The organism is Paraburkholderia hiiakae, assembly GCF_904848665.1.
Lineage (GTDB): Bacteria > Pseudomonadota > Gammaproteobacteria > Burkholderiales > Burkholderiaceae > Paraburkholderia > Paraburkholderia hiiakae.
The window spans coordinates 1-19,081 of sequence record NZ_CAJHCQ010000044.1; the positions used below are offsets into that span (position 1 = coordinate 1).

The 19,081-nt window shown below is 60.8% G+C and carries 15 protein-coding genes and 1 tRNA gene; all 16 read right to left on the reverse strand.

Features of this window, described 5'->3' with window-relative positions:
* Positions 1-132 (reverse strand): GTP-binding protein (locus JMY28_RS38325; protein ID WP_236597250.1); only part of this gene is annotated, 132 nt, incomplete at its 3' end.
* 95 nt (positions 133-227) lie between these two features.
* The gene (gene fusA / locus JMY28_RS38330; RefSeq protein ID WP_201701077.1) at positions 228-2,330 is read right to left on the reverse strand and encodes an elongation factor G; all 2,103 of its coding nucleotides are present in this window, start codon (positions 2,328-2,330) and stop codon (positions 228-230) included.
* Between the two features lie 148 nt (positions 2,331-2,478).
* Positions 2,479-2,949 (reverse strand): 30S ribosomal protein S7, encoded by a 471-nt coding sequence (gene rpsG / locus JMY28_RS38335; RefSeq protein WP_134747566.1) that lies wholly within the window; start codon positions 2,947-2,949, stop codon positions 2,479-2,481.
* A 205-nt stretch (positions 2,950-3,154) separates the two neighbouring features.
* Positions 3,155-3,535 carry a 30S ribosomal protein S12 gene (gene rpsL, locus JMY28_RS38340; RefSeq protein ID WP_042272969.1) on the reverse strand — a complete coding sequence of 127 codons (381 nt, stop codon included), beginning with the start codon at positions 3,533-3,535 and terminating at the stop codon, positions 3,155-3,157.
* Positions 3,536-3,801: 266 nt separating this feature from the next.
* Complete coding sequence (gene recQ / locus JMY28_RS38345) at positions 3,802-5,649, reverse strand: DNA helicase RecQ (protein WP_201701078.1); 1,848 nt, start codon at positions 5,647-5,649, stop codon at positions 3,802-3,804.
* Positions 5,650-5,938: 289 nt separating this feature from the next.
* Positions 5,939-6,268, reverse strand: coding sequence for a hypothetical protein (locus JMY28_RS38350; RefSeq protein ID WP_201701079.1), 330 nt, complete (start codon positions 6,266-6,268; stop codon positions 5,939-5,941).
* Positions 6,269-6,500: 232 nt separating this feature from the next.
* A complete protein-coding gene (gene rpoC, locus JMY28_RS38355; protein WP_201701080.1) occupies positions 6,501-10,751 on the reverse strand; it encodes a DNA-directed RNA polymerase subunit beta' in 4,251 nt (1,416 codons plus the stop codon).
* Between the two features lie 21 nt (positions 10,752-10,772).
* The gene (rpoB, locus tag JMY28_RS38360) at positions 10,773-14,879 is read right to left on the reverse strand and encodes a DNA-directed RNA polymerase subunit beta (RefSeq protein ID WP_201701081.1); all 4,107 of its coding nucleotides are present in this window, start codon (positions 14,877-14,879) and stop codon (positions 10,773-10,775) included.
* Positions 14,880-15,255: 376 nt separating this feature from the next.
* Positions 15,256-15,630, reverse strand: a complete 375-nt coding sequence (gene rplL, locus JMY28_RS38365; protein WP_027821097.1) for a 50S ribosomal protein L7/L12 — start codon at positions 15,628-15,630, stop codon at positions 15,256-15,258.
* Positions 15,631-15,708: 78 nt separating this feature from the next.
* Positions 15,709-16,206, reverse strand: a complete 498-nt coding sequence (rplJ, locus tag JMY28_RS38370; RefSeq protein ID WP_201701082.1) for a 50S ribosomal protein L10 — start codon at positions 16,204-16,206, stop codon at positions 15,709-15,711.
* A gap of 322 nt (positions 16,207-16,528) precedes the next feature.
* Positions 16,529-17,224 (reverse strand): 50S ribosomal protein L1, encoded by a 696-nt coding sequence (rplA, locus tag JMY28_RS38375; RefSeq protein ID WP_028208937.1) that lies wholly within the window; start codon positions 17,222-17,224, stop codon positions 16,529-16,531.
* Positions 17,225-17,656: a 50S ribosomal protein L11 gene (gene rplK / locus JMY28_RS38380; protein WP_028222170.1), complete on the reverse strand. Its 432-nt coding sequence runs from the start codon at positions 17,654-17,656 to the stop codon at positions 17,225-17,227.
* A 191-nt stretch (positions 17,657-17,847) separates the two neighbouring features.
* Complete coding sequence (gene nusG, locus JMY28_RS38385; RefSeq protein WP_028208939.1) at positions 17,848-18,405, reverse strand: transcription termination/antitermination protein NusG; 558 nt, start codon at positions 18,403-18,405, stop codon at positions 17,848-17,850.
* A gap of 1 nt (position 18,406) precedes the next feature.
* Complete coding sequence (secE, locus tag JMY28_RS38390; protein ID WP_201701083.1) at positions 18,407-18,787, reverse strand: preprotein translocase subunit SecE; 381 nt, start codon at positions 18,785-18,787, stop codon at positions 18,407-18,409.
* A 37-nt stretch (positions 18,788-18,824) separates the two neighbouring features.
* Positions 18,825-18,900 (reverse strand) — tRNA-Trp (locus tag JMY28_RS38395).
* Positions 18,901-18,970: 70 nt separating this feature from the next.
* A partial coding sequence (locus JMY28_RS38400; RefSeq protein ID WP_080366219.1) for an EF-Tu C-terminal domain-related protein occupies positions 18,971-19,081 on the reverse strand: 111 nt, incomplete at its 5' end.

Here is a 19,081-nt window from a genome sequence, read left to right on the forward strand (position 1 = left end):
CGCCTCGCCGCCGAACTTCGCGGTCAGAACCGTCGTGATCGCTGCCGTCAGCGTGGTCTTGCCGTGGTCAACGTGACCGATCGTGCCCACGTTCACGTGCGGCTTGGTCCGTTCGAATTTACCTTTTGCCATGTTTCTCTTCTTTCAAAAAAGTGGTGAATCGGTGACTGTGCTACGCGGACCCAGCCCATGCCAGGCCCGCTGCGTGCTCAAATGAGCGCCGATGCTTACTTCGCCTTCGCGCTGATGATCGCGTCGGCCACGTTACGCGGTGCTTCTGCGTAGTGCTTGAATTCCATCGTGTACGTTGCACGACCTTGCGTCAGCGAGCGCAGCGACGTCGAGTAGCCGAACATTTCCGACAGCGGCACTTCGGCGCGAACGATCTTGCCGCCGCCAACCATGTCTTCCATGCCCTGGACGATACCGCGACGGCCCGACAGGTCGCCCATCACGTTGCCCATGTAGTCTTCCGGCGTTTCGACTTCAACGGCCATCATCGGTTCGAGGATGACCGGCTGCGCCTTGCGCATGGCTTCCTTGAACGCCATCGAACCGGCCATGCGGAACGCATTTTCGTTCGAGTCGACGTCGTGGTACGAACCGAACGTCAGGTGAACCTTCACGTCGACGACCGGGAAGCCCGCCAGCACGCCTGCCTTCAGCGTGTCCTGGATACCCTTGTCCACCGCCGGGATGTATTCGCGCGGAATCACACCGCCCTTGATCTCGTCCAGGAACTCGTAGCCCTTGCCCTGCTCGTTCGGCTCGAGCGTGATGACCGCGTGACCGTACTGGCCGCGACCACCCGACTGCTTGACGAACTTGCCGTCCACGTCCTTCGCCGTCGCGCGGATCGTTTCGCGGTACGCAACCTGCGGCTTGCCGACGGTTGCTTCCACGCCGAATTCGCGCTTCATACGATCGACCAGAATTTCGAGGTGGAGCTCGCCCATACCCGAAATGATGGTCTGGCCCGATTCCTCGTCCGTCTGGACGCGGAACGACGGATCTTCCTGCGCCAGGCGGTTCAGGGCGATGCCCATCTTTTCCTGGTCAGGCTTGGTCTTCGGCTCGACGGCCTGCGAAATCACCGGCTCCGGGAACACCATGCGTTCCAGGATGATCGGGTTCTGCGGATCGCACAGCGTGTCGCCCGTGGTCGCTTCCTTCAAGCCAACGGCTGCGGCGATATCGCCCGCACGAACTTCCTTGATTTCTTCACGGTTGTTCGCGTGCATCTGCAGAATACGGCCGAGGCGTTCCTTCTTGCCCTTGGTCGAGTTCAGCACGGTGTCGCCCGAGTTGACGATGCCCGAGTACGCGCGGAAGAAGATCAACTGGCCGACGAACGGGTCGGTCATGATCTTGAACGCGAGTGCCGCGAACTTTTCGTCGTCGGCTGCGCGGCGCTCTGCCGTTTCACCGTTTTCGAGTTCGCCCTTGACCGGGGGGATATCCACCGGCGACGGCAGGAAGTCGATCACGGCGTCGAGCATGCGCTGCACGCCCTTGTTCTTGAACGCGGTGCCGCACAGCATCGGCTGGATTTCGCACGCGATCGTACGGTCGCGCAGTGCCTTGACGACTTCGGCTTCCGACAGCTCTTCGCCGCCGAGGTACTTTTCCATCAGCTCTTCGCTGGCTTCGGCCGCCGACTCGATCATCTTCTCGCGCCACTCGTTGCACGTGTCAACGAGTTCAGCCGGGATGTCGACGTAGTCGAACTTCGTGCCTTGCGAGGCCTCGTCCCAAATGATCGCCTTCATCTTGATCAGGTCGACCACGCCCGTGAACGTGTCTTCTGCGCCGATCGGCACCACGACCGGAACCGGGTTCGCCTTCAGACGCGTCTTCAGCTGGTCGTAGACCTTGAAGAAGTTCGCGCCGGTACGGTCCATCTTGTTGACGAACGCGAGACGGGGAACCTTGTACTTGTTCGCCTGACGCCACACCGTTTCCGACTGCGGCTGCACGCCGCCCACGGCGCAGTAGACCATGCACGCACCGTCGAGCACGCGCATCGAGCGCTCGACTTCAATCGTGAAGTCGACGTGGCCCGGGGTGTCGATGATGTTGATGCGGTGCTCGGGGTAGTTGCCGCCCATGCCCTTCCAGAAGGCAGTGGTAGCAGCCGAGGTAATCGTGATGCCACGCTCCTGCTCTTGCTCCATCCAGTCCATGGTGGCAGCGCCGTCGTGAACCTCACCAATCTTGTGGTTCACGCCGGTGTAAAACAGAATGCGCTCGGTCGTCGTCGTCTTGCCGGCGTCGATGTGAGCGCTAATACCGATGTTACGGTAGCGCTCGATAGGAGTCTTGCGAGCCACTTTGATCCTCTATCAGGAGGTGCGCGCCGGGTCATCCCGACCGGGTTGATCCCAACGCGCCTGAACACAAACGGGCGAGGCGCTCGATAAGCGCACCCGCCCGGAATTTTTTTCCGTTTTTTGAGCAAACCCCGGTAGGGGTCTTCTCTTAGAAGCGGAAGTGCGAGAACGCCTTGTTCGCTTCTGCCATCCGGTGAACTTCGTCGCGCTTCTTCATCGCGCCGCCACGGCCTTCGGCCGCTTCGGAGAGTTCACCTGCCAGACGCAGAGCCATCGACTTCTCGCTGCGCTTCTTCGCGGCTTCACGCAGCCAACGCATCGCCAATGCCATACGACGCGAGGGGCGCACTTCGACCGGAACCTGATAGTTCGCACCACCAACGCGGCGGCTCTTCACTTCCACCACCGGCTTCACGTTGTTGAGCGCGACAGTGAACACTTCCAGCGGGTCCTTGCCACCCTTGGTCTGGATCTGTTCGAAAGCGCCGTACACGATACGCTCGGCAACCGACTTCTTGCCGGAGAGCATCAGCACGTTCATGAACTTGGCTACATCAACGTTGCCGAACTTCGGATCCGGCAATATTTCCCGCTTGGGGACTTCGCGACGACGCGGCATGTTTCTTCCTTTAACTTTTCAGTTGAAGCGCAGGTTGAATCCCTTGCGCTCCGCGGTCACCAACTAACCCGATTCATCCATTACGACTTACCAGCCTGGTCGGGTGACCACTTACTCGACAGCACCGGCCAATCCGGCACCTGTCGCTTTTATCGCCTGCGAACAGACGACCCGTACGACTAACTGCGCGACTAACTGCGGACTCTTACTTCGCAGCCTTGGCGCGCTTTGCGCCGTACTTCGAACGAGCCTGCTTACGATCCTTGACGCCCTGGGTATCCAGCGAGCCGCGAACCATGTGGTAACGCACACCCGGCAAGTCCTTCACACGGCCGCCGCGGATCAGCACGACCGAGTGCTCTTGCAGGTTGTGGCCTTCACCACCGATGTACGAAATGACTTCGAAGCCGTTCGTCAGGCGCACCTTGGCGACCTTACGGAGTGCCGAGTTCGGCTTCTTCGGCGTCGTCGTGTACACGCGAGTGCACACGCCGCGACGCTGCGGGCAGTCCTGCAGGGCCGGCGACTTGCTTTTCGTAACTTCCGAAGCGCGGCCTTTGCGAACCAGTTGATTGATGGTTGGCATTGTTTATTCCTGAAATTGAACAAAATCGACGCATTTATTTCCGGGCAAAGCGGAAACGCATGCGTATCGAACTCCGGAATTCGGCAATTGACGTTAGTTTTCGTCAAATCATTTGACGAGCACGGACATCCCAAAGACCGGAACCCAACATCATATTCCGAAAATACCAAGCGAGTCAACGGCTTGCGACATTTCGGACGACGGAAGAAGTGACAGTGCCGTGACAATCCAGCGGCGCCTGGAATACCAGAGGGAAAGGCTGCGCCTTATTCCTCGCCGACGACCTCGACGAGTTCCTCGCCGAAGCGTTCGAGCTTGCGCGCCCCCATGCCCGGAATGTCGCGCAACTCGTCCACCGACTCCGGGCCGTTGCGCGCGATTTCCGCCAGCGTGGCGTCGTGGAAGATGACGTAGGCCGGCACCCCTTCGCTCTTCGCGGTTTCGGTGCGCCACAGGCGCAGGCGCTCCCAGCGCGAGCGCTGACGCTGGCTCATGCCAAGGGTCGGATCGGCGCGCTCGCTCGTGCGGCTCGACGACGTGCGCGTACGCGTGGGTTTCACGTAGCGGCGCATCGTGACATTCTGCTCGCCCTTGAGGACCGGCTTGCTCGCCTCGGTGAGCACGAGCGAACCGTAGCCGTCGTGGTCGACAGTGAGATAACCGAACGCCACCAGTTGGCGGAAGATTGCTCGCCATTCCGGTTCCGAAAGCGCCGCGCCGATGCCGAAGGTGGAGATTTTCTCGTGCCCACGCTGCAGGATCTTCTCGTTGCGGTTGCCGCGCAGGATGTCGATCAGGTGGCCGGCGCCGAAATTAAAGCCGCTCGCGCGCTGCGCGCGGAACACGCAGGAGAGCGCCATTTGCGCCTCACGCGTCGCATCCCACGTGTCGGGCGGCTCGAGGCAGGTATCGCAGTTGCCGCACGGCTTGCTCTCTTCGCCGAAGTACGCGAGCAGCCGCACGCGCCGGCACGTGGCCGCCTCGCACAGGCCAAGCAACGCGTCGAGCTTGCCCGTCTGCACACGCTTGTGCTGGTCGTCGGCTTCGGACTCGTCGATCATCTTGCGCTGCTGTACCACGTCGCCGAGACCATAGGCCATCCACGCATTGGCCGCCAGCCCGTCGCGCCCCGCGCGGCCGGTTTCCTGGTAGTAGCCCTCCACGCTCTTGGGCAAATCCAGATGCGCGACGAAACGCACGTCCGGCTTGTCGATGCCCATGCCGAATGCGATGGTGGCGCACATCACCACGCCCTCCTCGCGCTGGAACAGCTCCTGGTGCTTCTGGCGCACCTCGAATTCCATGCCGGCGTGATACGGCAGCGCTCGCAGCCCCTGCCCTTTCAGCCACTCCGCTGTTTCCTCGACTTTGCGGCGCGAGAGGCAATACACGACACCCGCATCCGTGGTGCCGTCGGCACGCGTGTGCTCCGCGCGGATGAAGTCGAGCAGTTGCGAGCGCGCGTTGTCCTTCTCGACGATGCGGTAGCGGATGTTCGGCCGGTCGAAGCTCGAGACGAACACGCGTGCGTCGTCGAGCGCGAGCCGGTGCGCAATCTCGTCGCGCGTGATGTCGTCGGCGGTTGCCGTAAGCGCGATGCGCGGCACGTTCGGAAAGCGCTCGTGCAGCACCGAGAGCTGGATGTATTCGGGCCGGAAGTCGTGGCCCCATTGCGAGACGCAATGCGCTTCGTCGATCGCGAAGAGCCCGATGCGCGTGCGCTCGAGCAGGTCGAGAAAGCGCGGCGTCATGAGGCGCTCGGGTGCGACGTAAAGCAGGTCGAGATCGCCTTCGCGCAGCGCCCGCTCGGTAGCCGCCGCTTCAGCGCCACTGAGCGTCGAATTGAGGAAAGCGGCGCGCACGCCCACTTCTGTGAGCGCGGCCACCTGGTCCTGCATGAGCGCGATGAGCGGCGACACGACGATGCCGGCACCTAGCCCGGCTTCGTGCCGCACAAGTGCAGGGATCTGGTAGCAGAGTGATTTGCCGCCGCCGGTCGGCATGAGCACCAGCGAATCGCCGCCCCCGGCGACGTGCTCGACGATTTCGGCTTGCTGCCCTCTAAACGCGGGATAGCCGAAGACTTCGTTGAGGATTTCGAGGGAGCGGGACATGAAGGGCACAGGATTCTGAAGCGGTCGGCGCATTCTACCAACCGCAGCGCTCCTCAAACCGCACTTCAAGCAACGTTAGCCGAAAGGTCGAGGCACCGCACCGGCTTTGGAAGCGGTTACCCAACTGGAAATGAACGCTGCGCACACCGCCTGGCGCGATCGCAAAAGCAAAAATGGTGGCGACAGATGACGCCTACAGGTACGCGTCGATTGGCCGTTCGGCCAGAAGAGGCCCCTGGGGACCGCGCCCAGGCCGCGAACGCAGACAACCAGGGTGAAGCGGAGTTCGTCAGGCGGTTTGGCGTCGGCACGCAATGCGAACCGCACCGGCGATCGTCACAACGGCCACGACCGCGGCGGCGATCGCGAATACGTTGGCCCCGAAGAGCACGACGTTGGCGCCGACGAACATCAGCGAGCCGATCGTCAGCAGCGCGGCGCCGCCCTTGACCCGGCCCGCCAGCAGCATGATGAAACCGATGATGAGGAACGCCCACATCACGAGGAAGGTCGCGAAGAAGTTCGCCGCAGATTGATTGCTGACGTGATGCAGTAGCTGCGAAAAGCTGGCGACACACGCCACCAGATTCAGGATGAGACCGACCCCGACCACCCACATGATTACCGCCTCCAGATTCAGATAAATGCCGCCAGTGTCGTGCGAAAAGCCCCACACAGGCTGACTTGGCGCGCTACGTTAGCACGCCTGACCGATGTTCGCAGCGAGCGGGCCGGCACTGCGGCACGAGGCCGCAGGCGCGAGCGAGAAGCGCCAGCGCCAATAAAAAAAGCCGCCCGGTGAATACCAGGCGGCTTTTGCGAGGGCACAAGGCGGCTTGCGCCGCCCACGCTTACTCGTCCGTCGTATGCGGCAGTTGCGGCTGCTCGACGGCCGGGGTTTCCGGCGTACCGAACTCGAACGCTTCTTCCGCTGCGATCTGGTCGAAACGCTCGCGATCCGACGATTCCTTCGCACGGCGCGCCTTGTGGAACGCGAGACCCGTACCAGCCGGAATCAGACGGCCGACGATCACGTTTTCCTTCAGGCCACGCAGATCGTCGCGCTTGCCCATGATCGCCGCTTCCGTCAGCACGCGCGTCGTTTCCTGGAACGATGCCGCCGAGATGAACGAATCGGTCGAGAGCGATGCCTTCGTGATACCGAGCAGCACGTTCTCGTACGTTGCCGGGCGCTTGTCCTCGGCATTCATCTTGTCGTTTTCGTCCAGCATGTCCGAACGCTCGACCTGCTCGCCCGGGATGAAGCGCGTATCACCGTTGTCGGTGATCTGCACACGACGCAACATCTGACGCACGATCACTTCGATGTGCTTGTCGTTGATCTTCACGCCCTGCAGACGGTACACGTCCTGCACTTCGTCCACGATGTAACGCGACAGCGCTTCGATACCCTGCAGACGCAGGATGTCGTGCGGATCGGCCGGGCCGTCCACGATCATTTCGCCCTTGTTGACGACCTGACCGTCGTGGACCAGCACCTGCTTTTCCTTCGCGATCAGGAACTCGTGCTGATTGCCTTCGAGGTCCGTGATAACGAGACGCTGCTTGCCCTTCGTGTCCTTACCAAACGACGTCGTACCCGTGACTTCCGCCAGGATACCTGCGTCCTTCGGCGAACGTGCTTCGAACAGTTCCGCCACACGCGGCAGACCACCGGTAATGTCACGCGTCTTCTGTGCTTCGGTCGGGATACGTGCGAGCACTTCACCCACCTGCACCTGCTGACCGTCCTTCACGGTGATCAGTGCGCCGACCTGGAAGCCGATCTGCACCGAATGCTCCGTGCCCGGGATTTTCACTTCGTCGCCGTTCGCGTCGAGCAGCTTGACCTGCGGACGCACGCTCTTCGCAGCCTGCGAACCGCGGCGCTTCACGTCGATCACGACGAGCGTCGACAGACCCGTGACATCGTCGATCTGCTTCGCGACCGTCACGCCTTCCTCGACGTTCTCGAACTTCACCGTACCGCCGTACTCAGTGATGATCGGGCGCGTGAGCGGATCCCACGTTGCGAGTTGCGTGCCAGCCTTGATTGCCGCGCCATCGAGCTGCAGCAGCGTCGCGCCGTACGGCACCTTGTGACGCTCGCGCTCGCGGCCGTGATCGTCGGCGATGATGGCTTCGCCCGAACGCGAGATGACAACCTGCTCGCCCTTCGCATTCGTGACGTAACGCATCGTCGCCGTGAAGCGCACGGTACCGTTCGACTTGGCTTCCACCGACGAGGCCACTGCCGCACGCGACGCCGCACCACCGATGTGGAACGTACGCATCGTGAGCTGCGTGCCCGGTTCGCCGATCGACTGTGCAGCGATCACGCCGACGGCTTCGCCGACGTTCACGCGCGAACCACGACCGAGGTCGCGGCCATAGCACGAAGCGCACAGGCCGTAACGCGTTTCGCAGGTGAGCGGCGTGCGCACGCGCACTTCGTCGATGCCGAGGCTTTCGATCGTTTCAACCGCGTCTTCGTCGAGCAGGTCGCCCGAAGCGTAGATCGTTTCCTGCGTTTCCGGATTGACGACGTCCGCCACCGCAACGCGGCCGAGAATACGGTCGCGCAGCGCTTCGACGACTTCACCACCTTCCACGAGGGCCTTCATCGCCACGCCGTTCGACGTGCCGCAATCTTCCTCGACGACCACGAGATCCTGCGTGACGTCGACGAGACGACGCGTCAGGTAACCCGAGTTCGCGGTCTTCAGTGCCGTATCAGCCAGACCCTTACGTGCACCGTGGGTCGAGATGAAGTACTGCAACACGTTCAGACCTTCGCGGAAGTTCGCGGTAATCGGCGTTTCGATAATCGAGCCGTCCGGCTTCGCCATCAGGCCGCGCATACCCGCCAGCTGACGGATCTGGACCGCGGAACCCCGCGCGCCCGAGTCGGCCATCATGTAGATCGAGTTGAACGATTCCTGACGCGTTTCCTTGCCGTCGCGGTCGATGACCGGTTCCGTCGCGAGCTGTTCCATCATCGCCTTGCCGACCGCTTCCGACGTTGCCGACCAGATGTCGACCACGTTGTTGTAGCGTTCTTGCGCGGTGACGAGACCCGACATGTACTGACGGTCGTACTCCTTCACCTTCTTCGCAGCGTCGCCGACGATGGTTTCCTTCTGCGGCGGCACGAGCATGTCGTCCACGCAAATCGAAATACCGGCGCGCGTCGCAAGGCGGAAACCCGACTGCATCAGCTGGTCAGCGAAAATCACCGTCTCGCGCAGACCGCACTTGCGGAATGCAGTGTTGATCAGACGCGAGATTTCCTTCTTCTTCAGCGGCTTGTTCAGCACCGAGAACGGCAGACCCGGCGGCAGGATTTCCGACAGGATCGAACGTCCGACCGTGGTCGCGTACAGCGTGATCTTCGGCACGAATGCCGGTGCGCCTTCCGACTTGTCCTCGTTGTGGACCATTTCGGTAATACGCACGTTCACGCGCGAGGCCAGCTCGACTTCCTTGTTCTCGTACGCGCGGATCGCTTCCGACACGCCCGTGAACGTCATGCCTTCGCCCTTGCCGTTGATCGCTTCACGCGTGGCGTAGTACAGGCCCAGCACGATATCCTGCGACGGCACGATCGACGGATCGCCGTTGGCCGGGAACAGGACGTTGTTCGACGCGAGCATGAGCGTACGCGCTTCCATCTGCGCTTCGAGCGACAGCGGAACGTGAACAGCCATCTGGTCACCGTCGAAGTCGGCGTTGAACGCCGCGCAAACGAGCGGGTGCAGCTGGATTGCCTTACCTTCGATCAGCACCGGCTCGAAAGCCTGAATGCCAAGACGGTGAAGCGTCGGCGCACGGTTGAGCATGACCGGATGCTCGCGGATCACCTCTTCGAGGATGTCCCACACCACCGGCGTCTGGTTCTCGACTTCCTTCTTCGCAGCCTTGATGGTCGTGGCAACGCCCATCGTTTCCAGCTTGTTGAAGATGAACGGCTTGAAGAGTTCGAGCGCCATCAGCTTCGGCAGACCGCACTGGTGCAGCTTGAGCGTCGGACCCACCACGATAACCGAACGGCCCGAGTAGTCCACACGCTTGCCCAGCAGGTTCTGACGGAAGCGACCGCCCTTACCCTTGATCATGTCGGCGAGCGACTTCAGCGGACGCTTGTTTGCGCCCGTCATCGCCTTACCGCGACGGCCGTTGTCGAGCAGCGAGTCAACCGCTTCCTGGAGCATCCGCTTTTCGTTGCGGACGATGATCTCCGGCGCCTTCAGCTCGAGCAGACGCTTCAGACGGTTGTTACGGTTGATGACGCGGCGATACAGGTCGTTCAGGTCCGAAGTCGCGAAGCGGCCGCCGTCCAGCGGCACCAGCGGACGCAGTTCCGGCGGCAGCACCGGCAGCACTTCGAGCACCATCCATTCGGGCTTGATGCCCGAACGCTGGAAGGCCTCGAGCACCTTCAGGCGCTTCGCGTACTTCTTGATCTTCGCTTCCGAGCCGGTGTTCTTCAGCTCGGTGCGCAGCGTTTCGACCTGTTCGTCGATGTTGATCGCGCGCAGCAGCTCGCGCACGCCTTCCGCGCCCATTTCAGCGCGGAATTCGTCACCGTACTCTTCGACCTTGTTGTAGTAATCCTCTTCGGTCATGATCTGCCGCGCCTTCAGCGGCGTCATGCCCGGTTCGATCACCACGTACGCTTCGAAGTACAGCACGCGCTCGATGTCACGCAGCGTCATGTCGAGCACCATGCCCAGACGCGACGGCAGCGACTTCAGGAACCAGATGTGCGCGACCGGCGAGGCCAGTTCGATGTGGCCCATGCGTTCGCGGCGCACCTTCGCCAGCGTGACTTCAACGCCGCACTTCTCGCAGATCACGCCACGGTGCTTCAGGCGCTTGTACTTGCCGCACAGGCACTCGTAGTCCTTGATCGGCCCGAAGATCTTCGCGCAGAACAGACCATCCCGCTCCGGCTTGAACGTGCGGTAGTTGATGGTTTCCGGCTTCTTCACTTCGCCGAACGACCACGAGCGGATCTTGTCCGGCGATGCCAGACCGATCTTGATCGCGTCGAAAACTTCTTCTTGTTGGACTTGCTTGAATAGATCGAGCAGAGCTTTCATTGCCTTCTCTCCGTAGTCCGATTAGTTGCGGTCGAGGTCGATGTCGATGCCGAGCGAGCGGATTTCCTTCACCAGCACATTGAAGGATTCCGGCATGCCCGCGTCGATCACGTGGTCGCCCTTGACGAGGTTCTCATACACCTTCGTCCGGCCCGTCACGTCATCGGACTTCACCGTCAACATTTCCTGCAGCACATACGAAGCGCCATACGCTTCGAGCGCCCACACTTCCATTTCACCGAAGCGCTGACCACCGAATTGCGCCTTACCACCCAGCGGCTGCTGCGTGACGAGCGAGTACGGACCCGTCGAACGCGCGTGCATCTTGTCGTCGACCAAGTGGTGCAGCTTCAGGTAGTGCATGTAGCCCACGGTGACCGTACGCTCGAACATCTCGCCCGTGCGGCCGTCGTACAGACGCACCTGGTTCTTCGACGGCGTCATGCCGAGGTTCGTCGCGATCTCGTCCGGGAACGCCAGGTCGAGCATCTTCGACATTTCCTCTTCGGTCGCACCGTCGAACACCGGCGTTGCGAACGGCACGCCTTCGCGCAGGTTCTTCGCGAGCTCGAGGATCTCGTCGTCGCTGAAGCTGTCGAGGTCTTCCTTGTGGCCCGATTCGTTGTAGATCTTCGTGAGGAACTCACGCAGCTCTGCAATCTTCGTCTGACGCGCAAGCATCTCGCCAATACGCCAGCCCAGACCCTTCGCGGCCCAACCGAGGTGCACTTCGAGAACCTGACCCACGTTCATCCGTGACGGCACGCCGAGCGGGTTCAGCACGACGTCTGCCGGACGGCCATCGGCCATGTACGGCATGTCTTCGATCGGAACGATCTTCGACACCACACCCTTGTTACCGTGACGGCCTGCCATCTTGTCGCCAGGCTGCAGACGACGCTTCACAGCGAGGTACACCTTGACCATCTTCAGCACGCCCGGCGGCAGTTCGTCGCCTTGCGTAAGCTTCTTGCGCTTTTCTTCGAAGGCCAGATCGAACTGGTGACGCTTCTCTTCGATCGAGTTCTTGATCGCTTCGAGCTGCGCCGCTGCTTCTTCGTCCGCGAGGCGGATGTCGAACCAGTGGTAGTGGTCGAGGTCGCTCAGGTAAGCCTGATCGATCTTCGTACCCTTCGCGAGCTTCTTCGGACCGCCGTTTGCGACCTTGCCTTCGAGCATACGTGCGAGACGCTGGAACGCGTCGCCTTCCACGATACGCAGCTGGTCGTTCAGGTCGAGGCGATAGCGCTTCAGTTCATCGTCGATGATCTGTTGTGCACGCTTGTCGCGCTGGATGCCTTCACGCGTGAATACCTGCACGTCGATGACCGTGCCGCTCATGCCCGACGGCACGCGCAGCGACGTATCCTTCACGTCCGAAGCCTTCTCGCCGAAGATCGCGCGCAGCAGCTTTTCTTCCGGCGTGAGCTGGGTTTCGCCCTTCGGCGTGACCTTGCCCACGAGCACGTCGCCCGCTTCGACTTCCGCGCCGATGTACACGATGCCCGACTCGTCGAGACGGCCAAGCTGCACTTCTGCGAGGTTCGAAATGTCGCGCGTGATTTCTTCCGGTCCGAGCTTCGTGTCGCGTGCAACGACATTCAGTTCTTCGATGTGGATCGACGTGTAACGGTCGTCCGCAACCACCTTCTCCGAGATCAGAATCGAGTCTTCGAAGTTGTAGCCGTTCCACGGCATGAACGCGATCAGCATGTTCTGGCCGAGCGCGAGCTCGCCCAGATCCGTCGATGCGCCGTCCGCCAGCACGTCGCCGCGCGCAACCTTGTCGCCCATCTTCACGATCGGACGCTGGTTGATGTTCGTGTTCTGGTTCGAACGCGTGTACTTGATGAGGTTGTAGATGTCCACGCCGACTTCACCGGCGACAGCTTCATCATCGTTCACGCGAATCACGATACGGCCCGCGTCGACGTAGTCCACCACGCCGCCACGCAGCGCCTGAACCGTCGTGCCCGAGTCGACCGCAACCGTGCGCTCGATACCCGTACCGACGACCGGCTTTTCCGGACGCAGGCAAGGCACGGCCTGACGCTGCATGTTCGAACCCATCAGTGCACGGTTCGCGTCGTCGTGCTCGAGGAACGGGATCAGCGAGGCTGCAACCGAGACGATCTGCGACGGCGCCACGTCCATGTACTGGATGCGGTCCGGCGTGACCATCAGCGTTTCGCCCGCTTCACGCGACGACACGAGTTCGTCGGTCAGCGTGCCGTCTTCGGCCACTGCCGCGTTCGCCTGAGCGATCACGTAACGGCCTTCTTCGATCGCCGACAGGTAGTCGATCTGGTCGGTCACCTTGCTGTCCACGACCTTGCGATACGGCGTTTCGAGGAAGCCGTATTCGTTCAGGTGCGCGTACAGTGCGAGCGAGTTGATCAGACCAATGTTCGGACCTTCCGGCGTCTCGATCGGGCACACACGGCCATAGTGGGTCGGGTGCACGTCGCGGACTTCAAAGCCTGCGCGCTCGCGCGTCAGACCGCCCGGGCCCAGTGCGGAGACACGACGCTTGTGCGTGATTTCCGAGAGCGGGTTGGTCTGGTCCATGAACTGCGACAGCTGCGACGAACCGAAGAACTCGCGAATCGCCGACGAAATCGGCTTCGAGTTGATCAGGTCGTGCGGCATCAGGTTTTCGCTTTCGGCCTGGCCGAGGCGTTCCTTCACTGCACGTTCGACACGCACGAGACCGGCGCGGAATTGATTTTCCGCGAGTTCGCCCACGCAGCGCACGCGACGGTTGCCCAAGTGGTCGATGTCGTCCACTTCGCCCTTGCCGTTGCGCAGCTCGACGAGGATCTTGATGGTCGCGAGAATGTCGTCGTCCTGCAGCGTCATCGGGCCGACGATTTCGTCACGGCCCACGCGGCGGTTGAACTTCATACGACCCACCTTCGAGAGGTCGTACGCTTCTTCGCTGTAGAACAGGCGGTTGAACAGCGCCTCGACCGCTTCTTCGGTCGGCGGCTCGCCCGGACGCATCATGCGATAGATCGCGATACGCGCGGCCATCTTGTCAGCGGTTTCGTCGATACGCAGCGTCGACGAGATGTACGGACCTTGATCCAGATCGTTCGTGTAGAGCGTCTGGATGTCCTTGATCTTCGCTTCGCGCAGCTTCTCGAGCACGCTTTCGGTGATCTCGTCGTTCGCGTTCGCGATCACTTCGCCCGTGTCGCCGTCGACGACGTTCTTCGCGAGAACGCGGCCGAGCAGATAATCTTCGGGGACCGAAATGTACGTCGTCTTCGCGGTTTCGAGGTCGCGAATGTGCTTCGCGTTGATCCGCTTGTCCTTCTGGACGATGACCTTGCCTTCGCGATCGCTAATGTCGAAGCGCGCGACTTCACCGCGCAGACGCTCCGGCACGAACTCCATCTGCGCGCCTTCCGGCATCAGCGTGAAGTTGTCGAACACGAAGAAGTTCGCGAGGATCTGTTCCGGCGTGAGGCCGATAGCCTTCAGCAGGATCGTGACCGGCATCTTGCGGCGACGGTCAACACGGAAGTACAGCACGTCCTTCGGGTCGAACTCGAAGTCGAGCCACGAACCGCGGTAAGGAATGATACGAGCCGAGAACAGGAGCTTGCCCGAGCTGTGCGTCTTGCCCTTGTCGTGTTCGAAGAACACGCCAGGCGAGCGGTGCAGCTGCGAGACGATGACACGCTCGGTGCCGTTGATAACGAACGAACCGGTCGGCGTCATGAGCGGAATTTCGCCCATGTACACTTCCTGTTCCTTCACTTCCTTCACGACGGGCTTGCTCGGCGACTCCTTGTCGAGCAGGACGAGACGGACCTTCGCGCGCAGCGCCGAGCAGTACGTCAAACCGCGTTGCTGGCATTCCTTGATGTTGAATGCCGGCGACGACAGCATGTAGCTGACGAACTCTAGACGAGCAAAGCCGTTATGGGAAACAATAGGAAAAACGGACGAAAACGCTGCCTGCAGACCTTCCGGTTTGCGTTGTGCGGTCGCCGTTTCTGCTTGCAGGAAGGTGCTGAATGATTCAAGCTGGGTAGCCAGCAGGAAAGGAACCTGGTGAACGATGGGGCGTTTCGCGAAACTCTTGCGAATACGCTTCTTCTCGGTGAAGGAATAGTGCATACGATCTCCGAATCACGGCGGGTAGGACGACCCGAGTGTTCACCGACTGAGACCCGATGGCTTCGCGAGCCCTGGAAGCTTGGTGGTTGGCCTCTACCAACCGCTGGCTGACGGCAACGGATTTCGGCTTGTCATAACTTGCCCGCTGCCCGACCAAACTTGCCTTCTGCAGTCGCTTCAGAAGACAAAGAGAAGCGTCGTGCGCCGTGATGGTGCCCTTGAGGCGCTCATCCAGCGAAAGACGTTTTTCTTTGGCTTCTAGGTCCCGCATCCCGCCTCCGACTTCTAAAAAATCGAACACAAAAACGCAGAATCCACAAAGCACAAAAAGGCCGGCGGTGTAAAAACCGCCAGCCTTCGCACAGCGCGCTGAAACTTACTTGATTTCAGCCTTCGCGCCGGCTTCTTCCAGCTTCTTCTTCGCTTCTTCAGCAGCAGCCTTGGGCACCGCTTCCTTCACGGGCTTCGGTGCGCCATCGACCAGGTCCTTCGCTTCCTTCAGGCCGAGACCCGTCAGTTCACGAACGGCCTTAATGACCGAAACCTTGTTCGCGCCTGCTTCGAGCAGGTTGACCGTGAATTCGGTCTGCTCTTCAGCAGCAGCAGCAGCGCCGCCGCCTGCCGGGCCTGCGACTGCCACAGCAGCTGCCGACACGCCAAACTTTTCTTCGAATGCCTTGACCAGTTCGTTCAGTTCGAGAACCGACATCGAGCCAACGGCTTCGAGGATGTCTTCTTTTGCGATTGCCATTTGAAATTACTCCAGATTTGAATTCGGAAACAGCTAGCGATCTTTCTCGCTCGCTCTTGCTCGTTCGTCTGCCTGAAATCAGGCAGCTTCTGCTTGCTTCTTCTCCGCCAGCGCGGCGAGAGCACGCGCGAAGCCGGAAACAGGAGCCTGCATAACGAACAGCAGCTTCGAGAGCAGTTCTTCGCGACTCGGGATGCTGGCCAGCGCTTGCACGCCTGCCTTGTCCATCACCTTGCCTTCGTAGGAACCAGCCTTGATGACCAACTTGTCATTGCCCTTCGCGAAGTCATTAACGACCTTCGCAGCAGCAATTGCATCTTCCGAGATGCCGTAGATCAGGGGGCCAGTCATCTGCTCTGCCAGCGGAGCAAACGGGGTACCTTCGACGGCGCGACGCGCCAGCGTGTTCTTCAACACGCGGAGGTACACCTGCTGCTCGCGCGCTTTCGCACGCAGCTTGGTCAGATCGCCAACCGCGATTCCACGATACTCGGCCAACACGACGGTCTGAGCCTTCGCGACTTGCGCGGAGACTTCAGCCACGACGGCCTGCTTACCTTCTTTGTTCAGTGGCACGGTTAACCTCCAGATTCGACACACTTTGCTTTCGCTACATGTGCCGCGTTCAACAACGGCGACCGACCAGTCCGGAGTAAATCAGCTTGCATCGTCAGGCGTTACCACCTGCATCCGCTCACATCAGCACTTCAAAACCTTTTCGGGTTCGCCATCTGCGTTGGCTTTGCATTAAGGAGGCACCCAACTGCTGCACCTCCGCCAACGGTCTTTGACAACCGGTTGCACCGCGCTTACTGCCGCTGCACAACCGCCCAAAGCCCTTTAAATCCGCGCTGCTGCCCCATTCATCAAGATGCGGAGCCTCAACGCGGCAAAACTATTACGCTGCGAGCGACGTTTGGTCGACGCGAACGCCAACGCCCATCGTGCTCGAGACAGCGATCTTGCGCAGGTACACGCCCTTGCTCGTTGCCGGCTTCGCCTTGGTCAGCGCTTCGAGGAGCGCGTCCAGGTTGCTGCGCAGCGCGGTCGGCTCGAACGATGCACGGCCGATGGTTGCGTGGATGATACCGGCCTTGTCGACACGGAATTGCACCTGACCAGCCTTCGCGTTCTTGACCGCAGTCGCCACGTCCGGCGTCACGGTGCCGACCTTCGGGTTCGGCATGAGGCCGCGCGGGCCGAGGATCTGACCGAGCGTACCGACAACGCGCATCGTGTCCGGCGAAGCGATCACGATGTCGAAGTTCAGGTTGCCGCCCTTGATCTGTTCGGCGAGGTCTTCCATACCGACGATCTCAGCGCCTGCTGCCTTGGCTTGCTCAGCCTTCTCACCTTGCGCGAACACTGCAACGCGGACCGACTTGCCGGTACCGGCGGGCAGAACGACCGAGCCGCGAACGACCTGGTCCGACTTCTTCGCATCGATGCCGAGCTGCACTGCAACGTCGATCGACTCGTCGAACTTCGCCGTGGCGCATTCCTTCACGAGCGACAGTGCGTCGCCGATCGGGTATTGCTTCTGGCGGTCGATCTTGGCAGCCAGTGCCTTTTGACGCTTGGAAACCTTAGCCATTTACACGCCCTCCACGACAATGCCCATCGAGCGGGCGCTACCAGCGATCGTGCGGACCGCTGCGTCCATATCGGCTGCCGTGAGGTCCGGCATCTTGGTCTTGGCGATTTCCTCGGCTTGCGCGCGGGTGATCGTAGCGACCTTGTCGGTGTGCGGCTTGGCCGAACCCTTGTCGACCTTCGCTGCCTTCTTGATCAGAATCGTGGCCGGCGGCGTCTTCAGGATGAACGTGAAGCTCTTGTCCGCGAAAGCCGTGATCACGACCGGCGTCGGCAGACCCGGCTCCATCCCTTGAGTCTGCGCGTTGAACGCCTTGCAGAACTCCATGATGTTCAGGCCGCGTTGACCCAGTGCCGGTCCGACCGGCGGCGACGGATTGGCTTTACCTGCAGGAATCTGCAGCTTGATAAAGCCGATGATTTTCTTTGCCATGTTGAAAACCTCTTTGGAACGCGTGAGCGTTCTGGTGAGTGGTAGCGCGCGCTCGCCACGATCTTCGCTGTGCCAACTGCTTTGGCAACATCTACAGCCGACTGGACTACTGGCGCTCCTCTACGGCCATAACGCGGACCGTAAGCGCGGAAAAACGGATCGCACCAGAGGCGCGATCCGTAGTATTCGATTTACAGCTTTTCGACCTGGCCGAATTCGAGTTCGACCGGCGTGGCGCGACCGAAAATGGTGACGGAAACCCGGACGCGTGACTTTTCGTAGTTGACTTCTTCGACGCTGCCGTTGAAGTCCGTGAACGGACCTTCCTTCACGCGGACCATCTCGCCGACTTCGAACAGGGTCTTGGGGCGCGGCTTCTCAACGCCTTCCTGCATCTGCGACATGATCTTTTCGACTTCGCGCGGCGAAATCGGGCTCGGACGATTGCGCGCCCCGCCGACGAAACCGGTCACCTTTGCCGTGTTCTTCACGAGGTGCCACGTTTCGTCCGTCATTTCCATCTCAACCAGGACATAGCCTGGGAAGAAACGACGCTCGGTCACCGATTTGTGACCACCCTTCACCTCGACCACTTCTTCAGTCGGAACGAGGATCTGGCCAAACTTGTCCTGCATGCCAGCACGTTCGATGCGCTCCTGAAGCGCACGTTGCACGCTCTTCTCCATGCCGGAGTAGGCGTGCACCACATACCAACGTTTGCCGCTCGGGGATGCCGGTGTATCGCTCATATCATTTCCAACCCAGAATCGCCGAGAAAATCACCCATTCGATGGATTTGTCGCAGACCCACAGAACGATGGCCATTACCAGCACAAAACCGAAGACCACCAGTGTCGTTTGCGTGGCCTCTTTGCGAGTCGGCCAGACGACCTTGCGAACTTCCTTGTACGAGTCTTTGGCAAACGCGATGAAGCTCTTGCCGGGCGCCGAGAGAAGACCGACTACCACCCCCGCGATCACGCCCACTGCGAGCGCCGCACCGCGGACATACCACTCCTGGCTACCGAGCCAGTAGAACCCTACGAACCCGGCCACAACCAACAATACGCCCGCCGCAAGCATCAGCTTGTCACTGGAAGTATTAACAGTTTCGACGGAAGGATTCGCCATAACACCTTAAAGAACACCGCGCCGAAGCGCGAGAAGTTGGCAGGGGCAGAGGGAATCGAACCCCCAACCTTCGGTTTTGGAGACCGACGCTCTGCCAGTTGAGCTATACCCCTAAACCATTTTGGGGTTGGCGGCATCGCCAACCCCGAAACCACTTAGTCGATCAACGAGACTGGCAAAAACTTACTCGATGATCTTTGCAACCACGCCGGCGCCGACGGTACGGCCACCTTCGCGGATTGCGAAGCGCAGACCTTCTTCCATCGCGATCGGAGCGATCAGCTTCACCGTGAT

Excerpts from the sequence above, each read along its gene's own strand:
- rpsG (WP_134747566.1), bottom strand. The coding sequence starts at position 2,949 with ATGCCGCGTCGTCGCGAAGTCCCCAAGCGGGAAATATTGCCGGATCCG.
- rpsL (WP_042272969.1), bottom strand. The coding sequence starts at position 3,535 with ATGCCAACCATCAATCAACTGGTTCGCAAAGGCCGCGCTTCGGAAGTT.
- recQ (WP_201701078.1), bottom strand. The coding sequence starts at position 5,649 with ATGTCCCGCTCCCTCGAAATCCTCAACGAAGTCTTCGGCTATCCCGCG.
- JMY28_RS38350 (WP_201701079.1), bottom strand. The coding sequence starts at position 6,268 with ATGTGGGTGGTCGGGGTCGGTCTCATCCTGAATCTGGTGGCGTGTGTC.
- rpoC (WP_201701080.1), bottom strand. The coding sequence starts at position 10,751 with ATGAAAGCTCTGCTCGATCTATTCAAGCAAGTCCAACAAGAAGAAGTT.
- rpoB (WP_201701081.1), bottom strand. The coding sequence starts at position 14,879 with ATGCACTATTCCTTCACCGAGAAGAAGCGTATTCGCAAGAGTTTCGCG.
- rplL (WP_027821097.1), bottom strand. The coding sequence starts at position 15,630 with ATGGCAATCGCAAAAGAAGACATCCTCGAAGCCGTTGGCTCGATGTCG.
- rplA (WP_028208937.1), bottom strand. The coding sequence starts at position 17,224 with ATGGCTAAGGTTTCCAAGCGTCAAAAGGCACTGGCTGCCAAGATCGAC.
- rplK (WP_028222170.1), bottom strand. The coding sequence starts at position 17,656 with ATGGCAAAGAAAATCATCGGCTTTATCAAGCTGCAGATTCCTGCAGGT.
- nusG (WP_028208939.1), bottom strand. The coding sequence starts at position 18,405 with ATGAGCGATACACCGGCATCCCCGAGCGGCAAACGTTGGTATGTGGTG.
- secE (WP_201701083.1), bottom strand. The coding sequence starts at position 18,787 with ATGGCGAATCCTTCCGTCGAAACTGTTAATACTTCCAGTGACAAGCTG.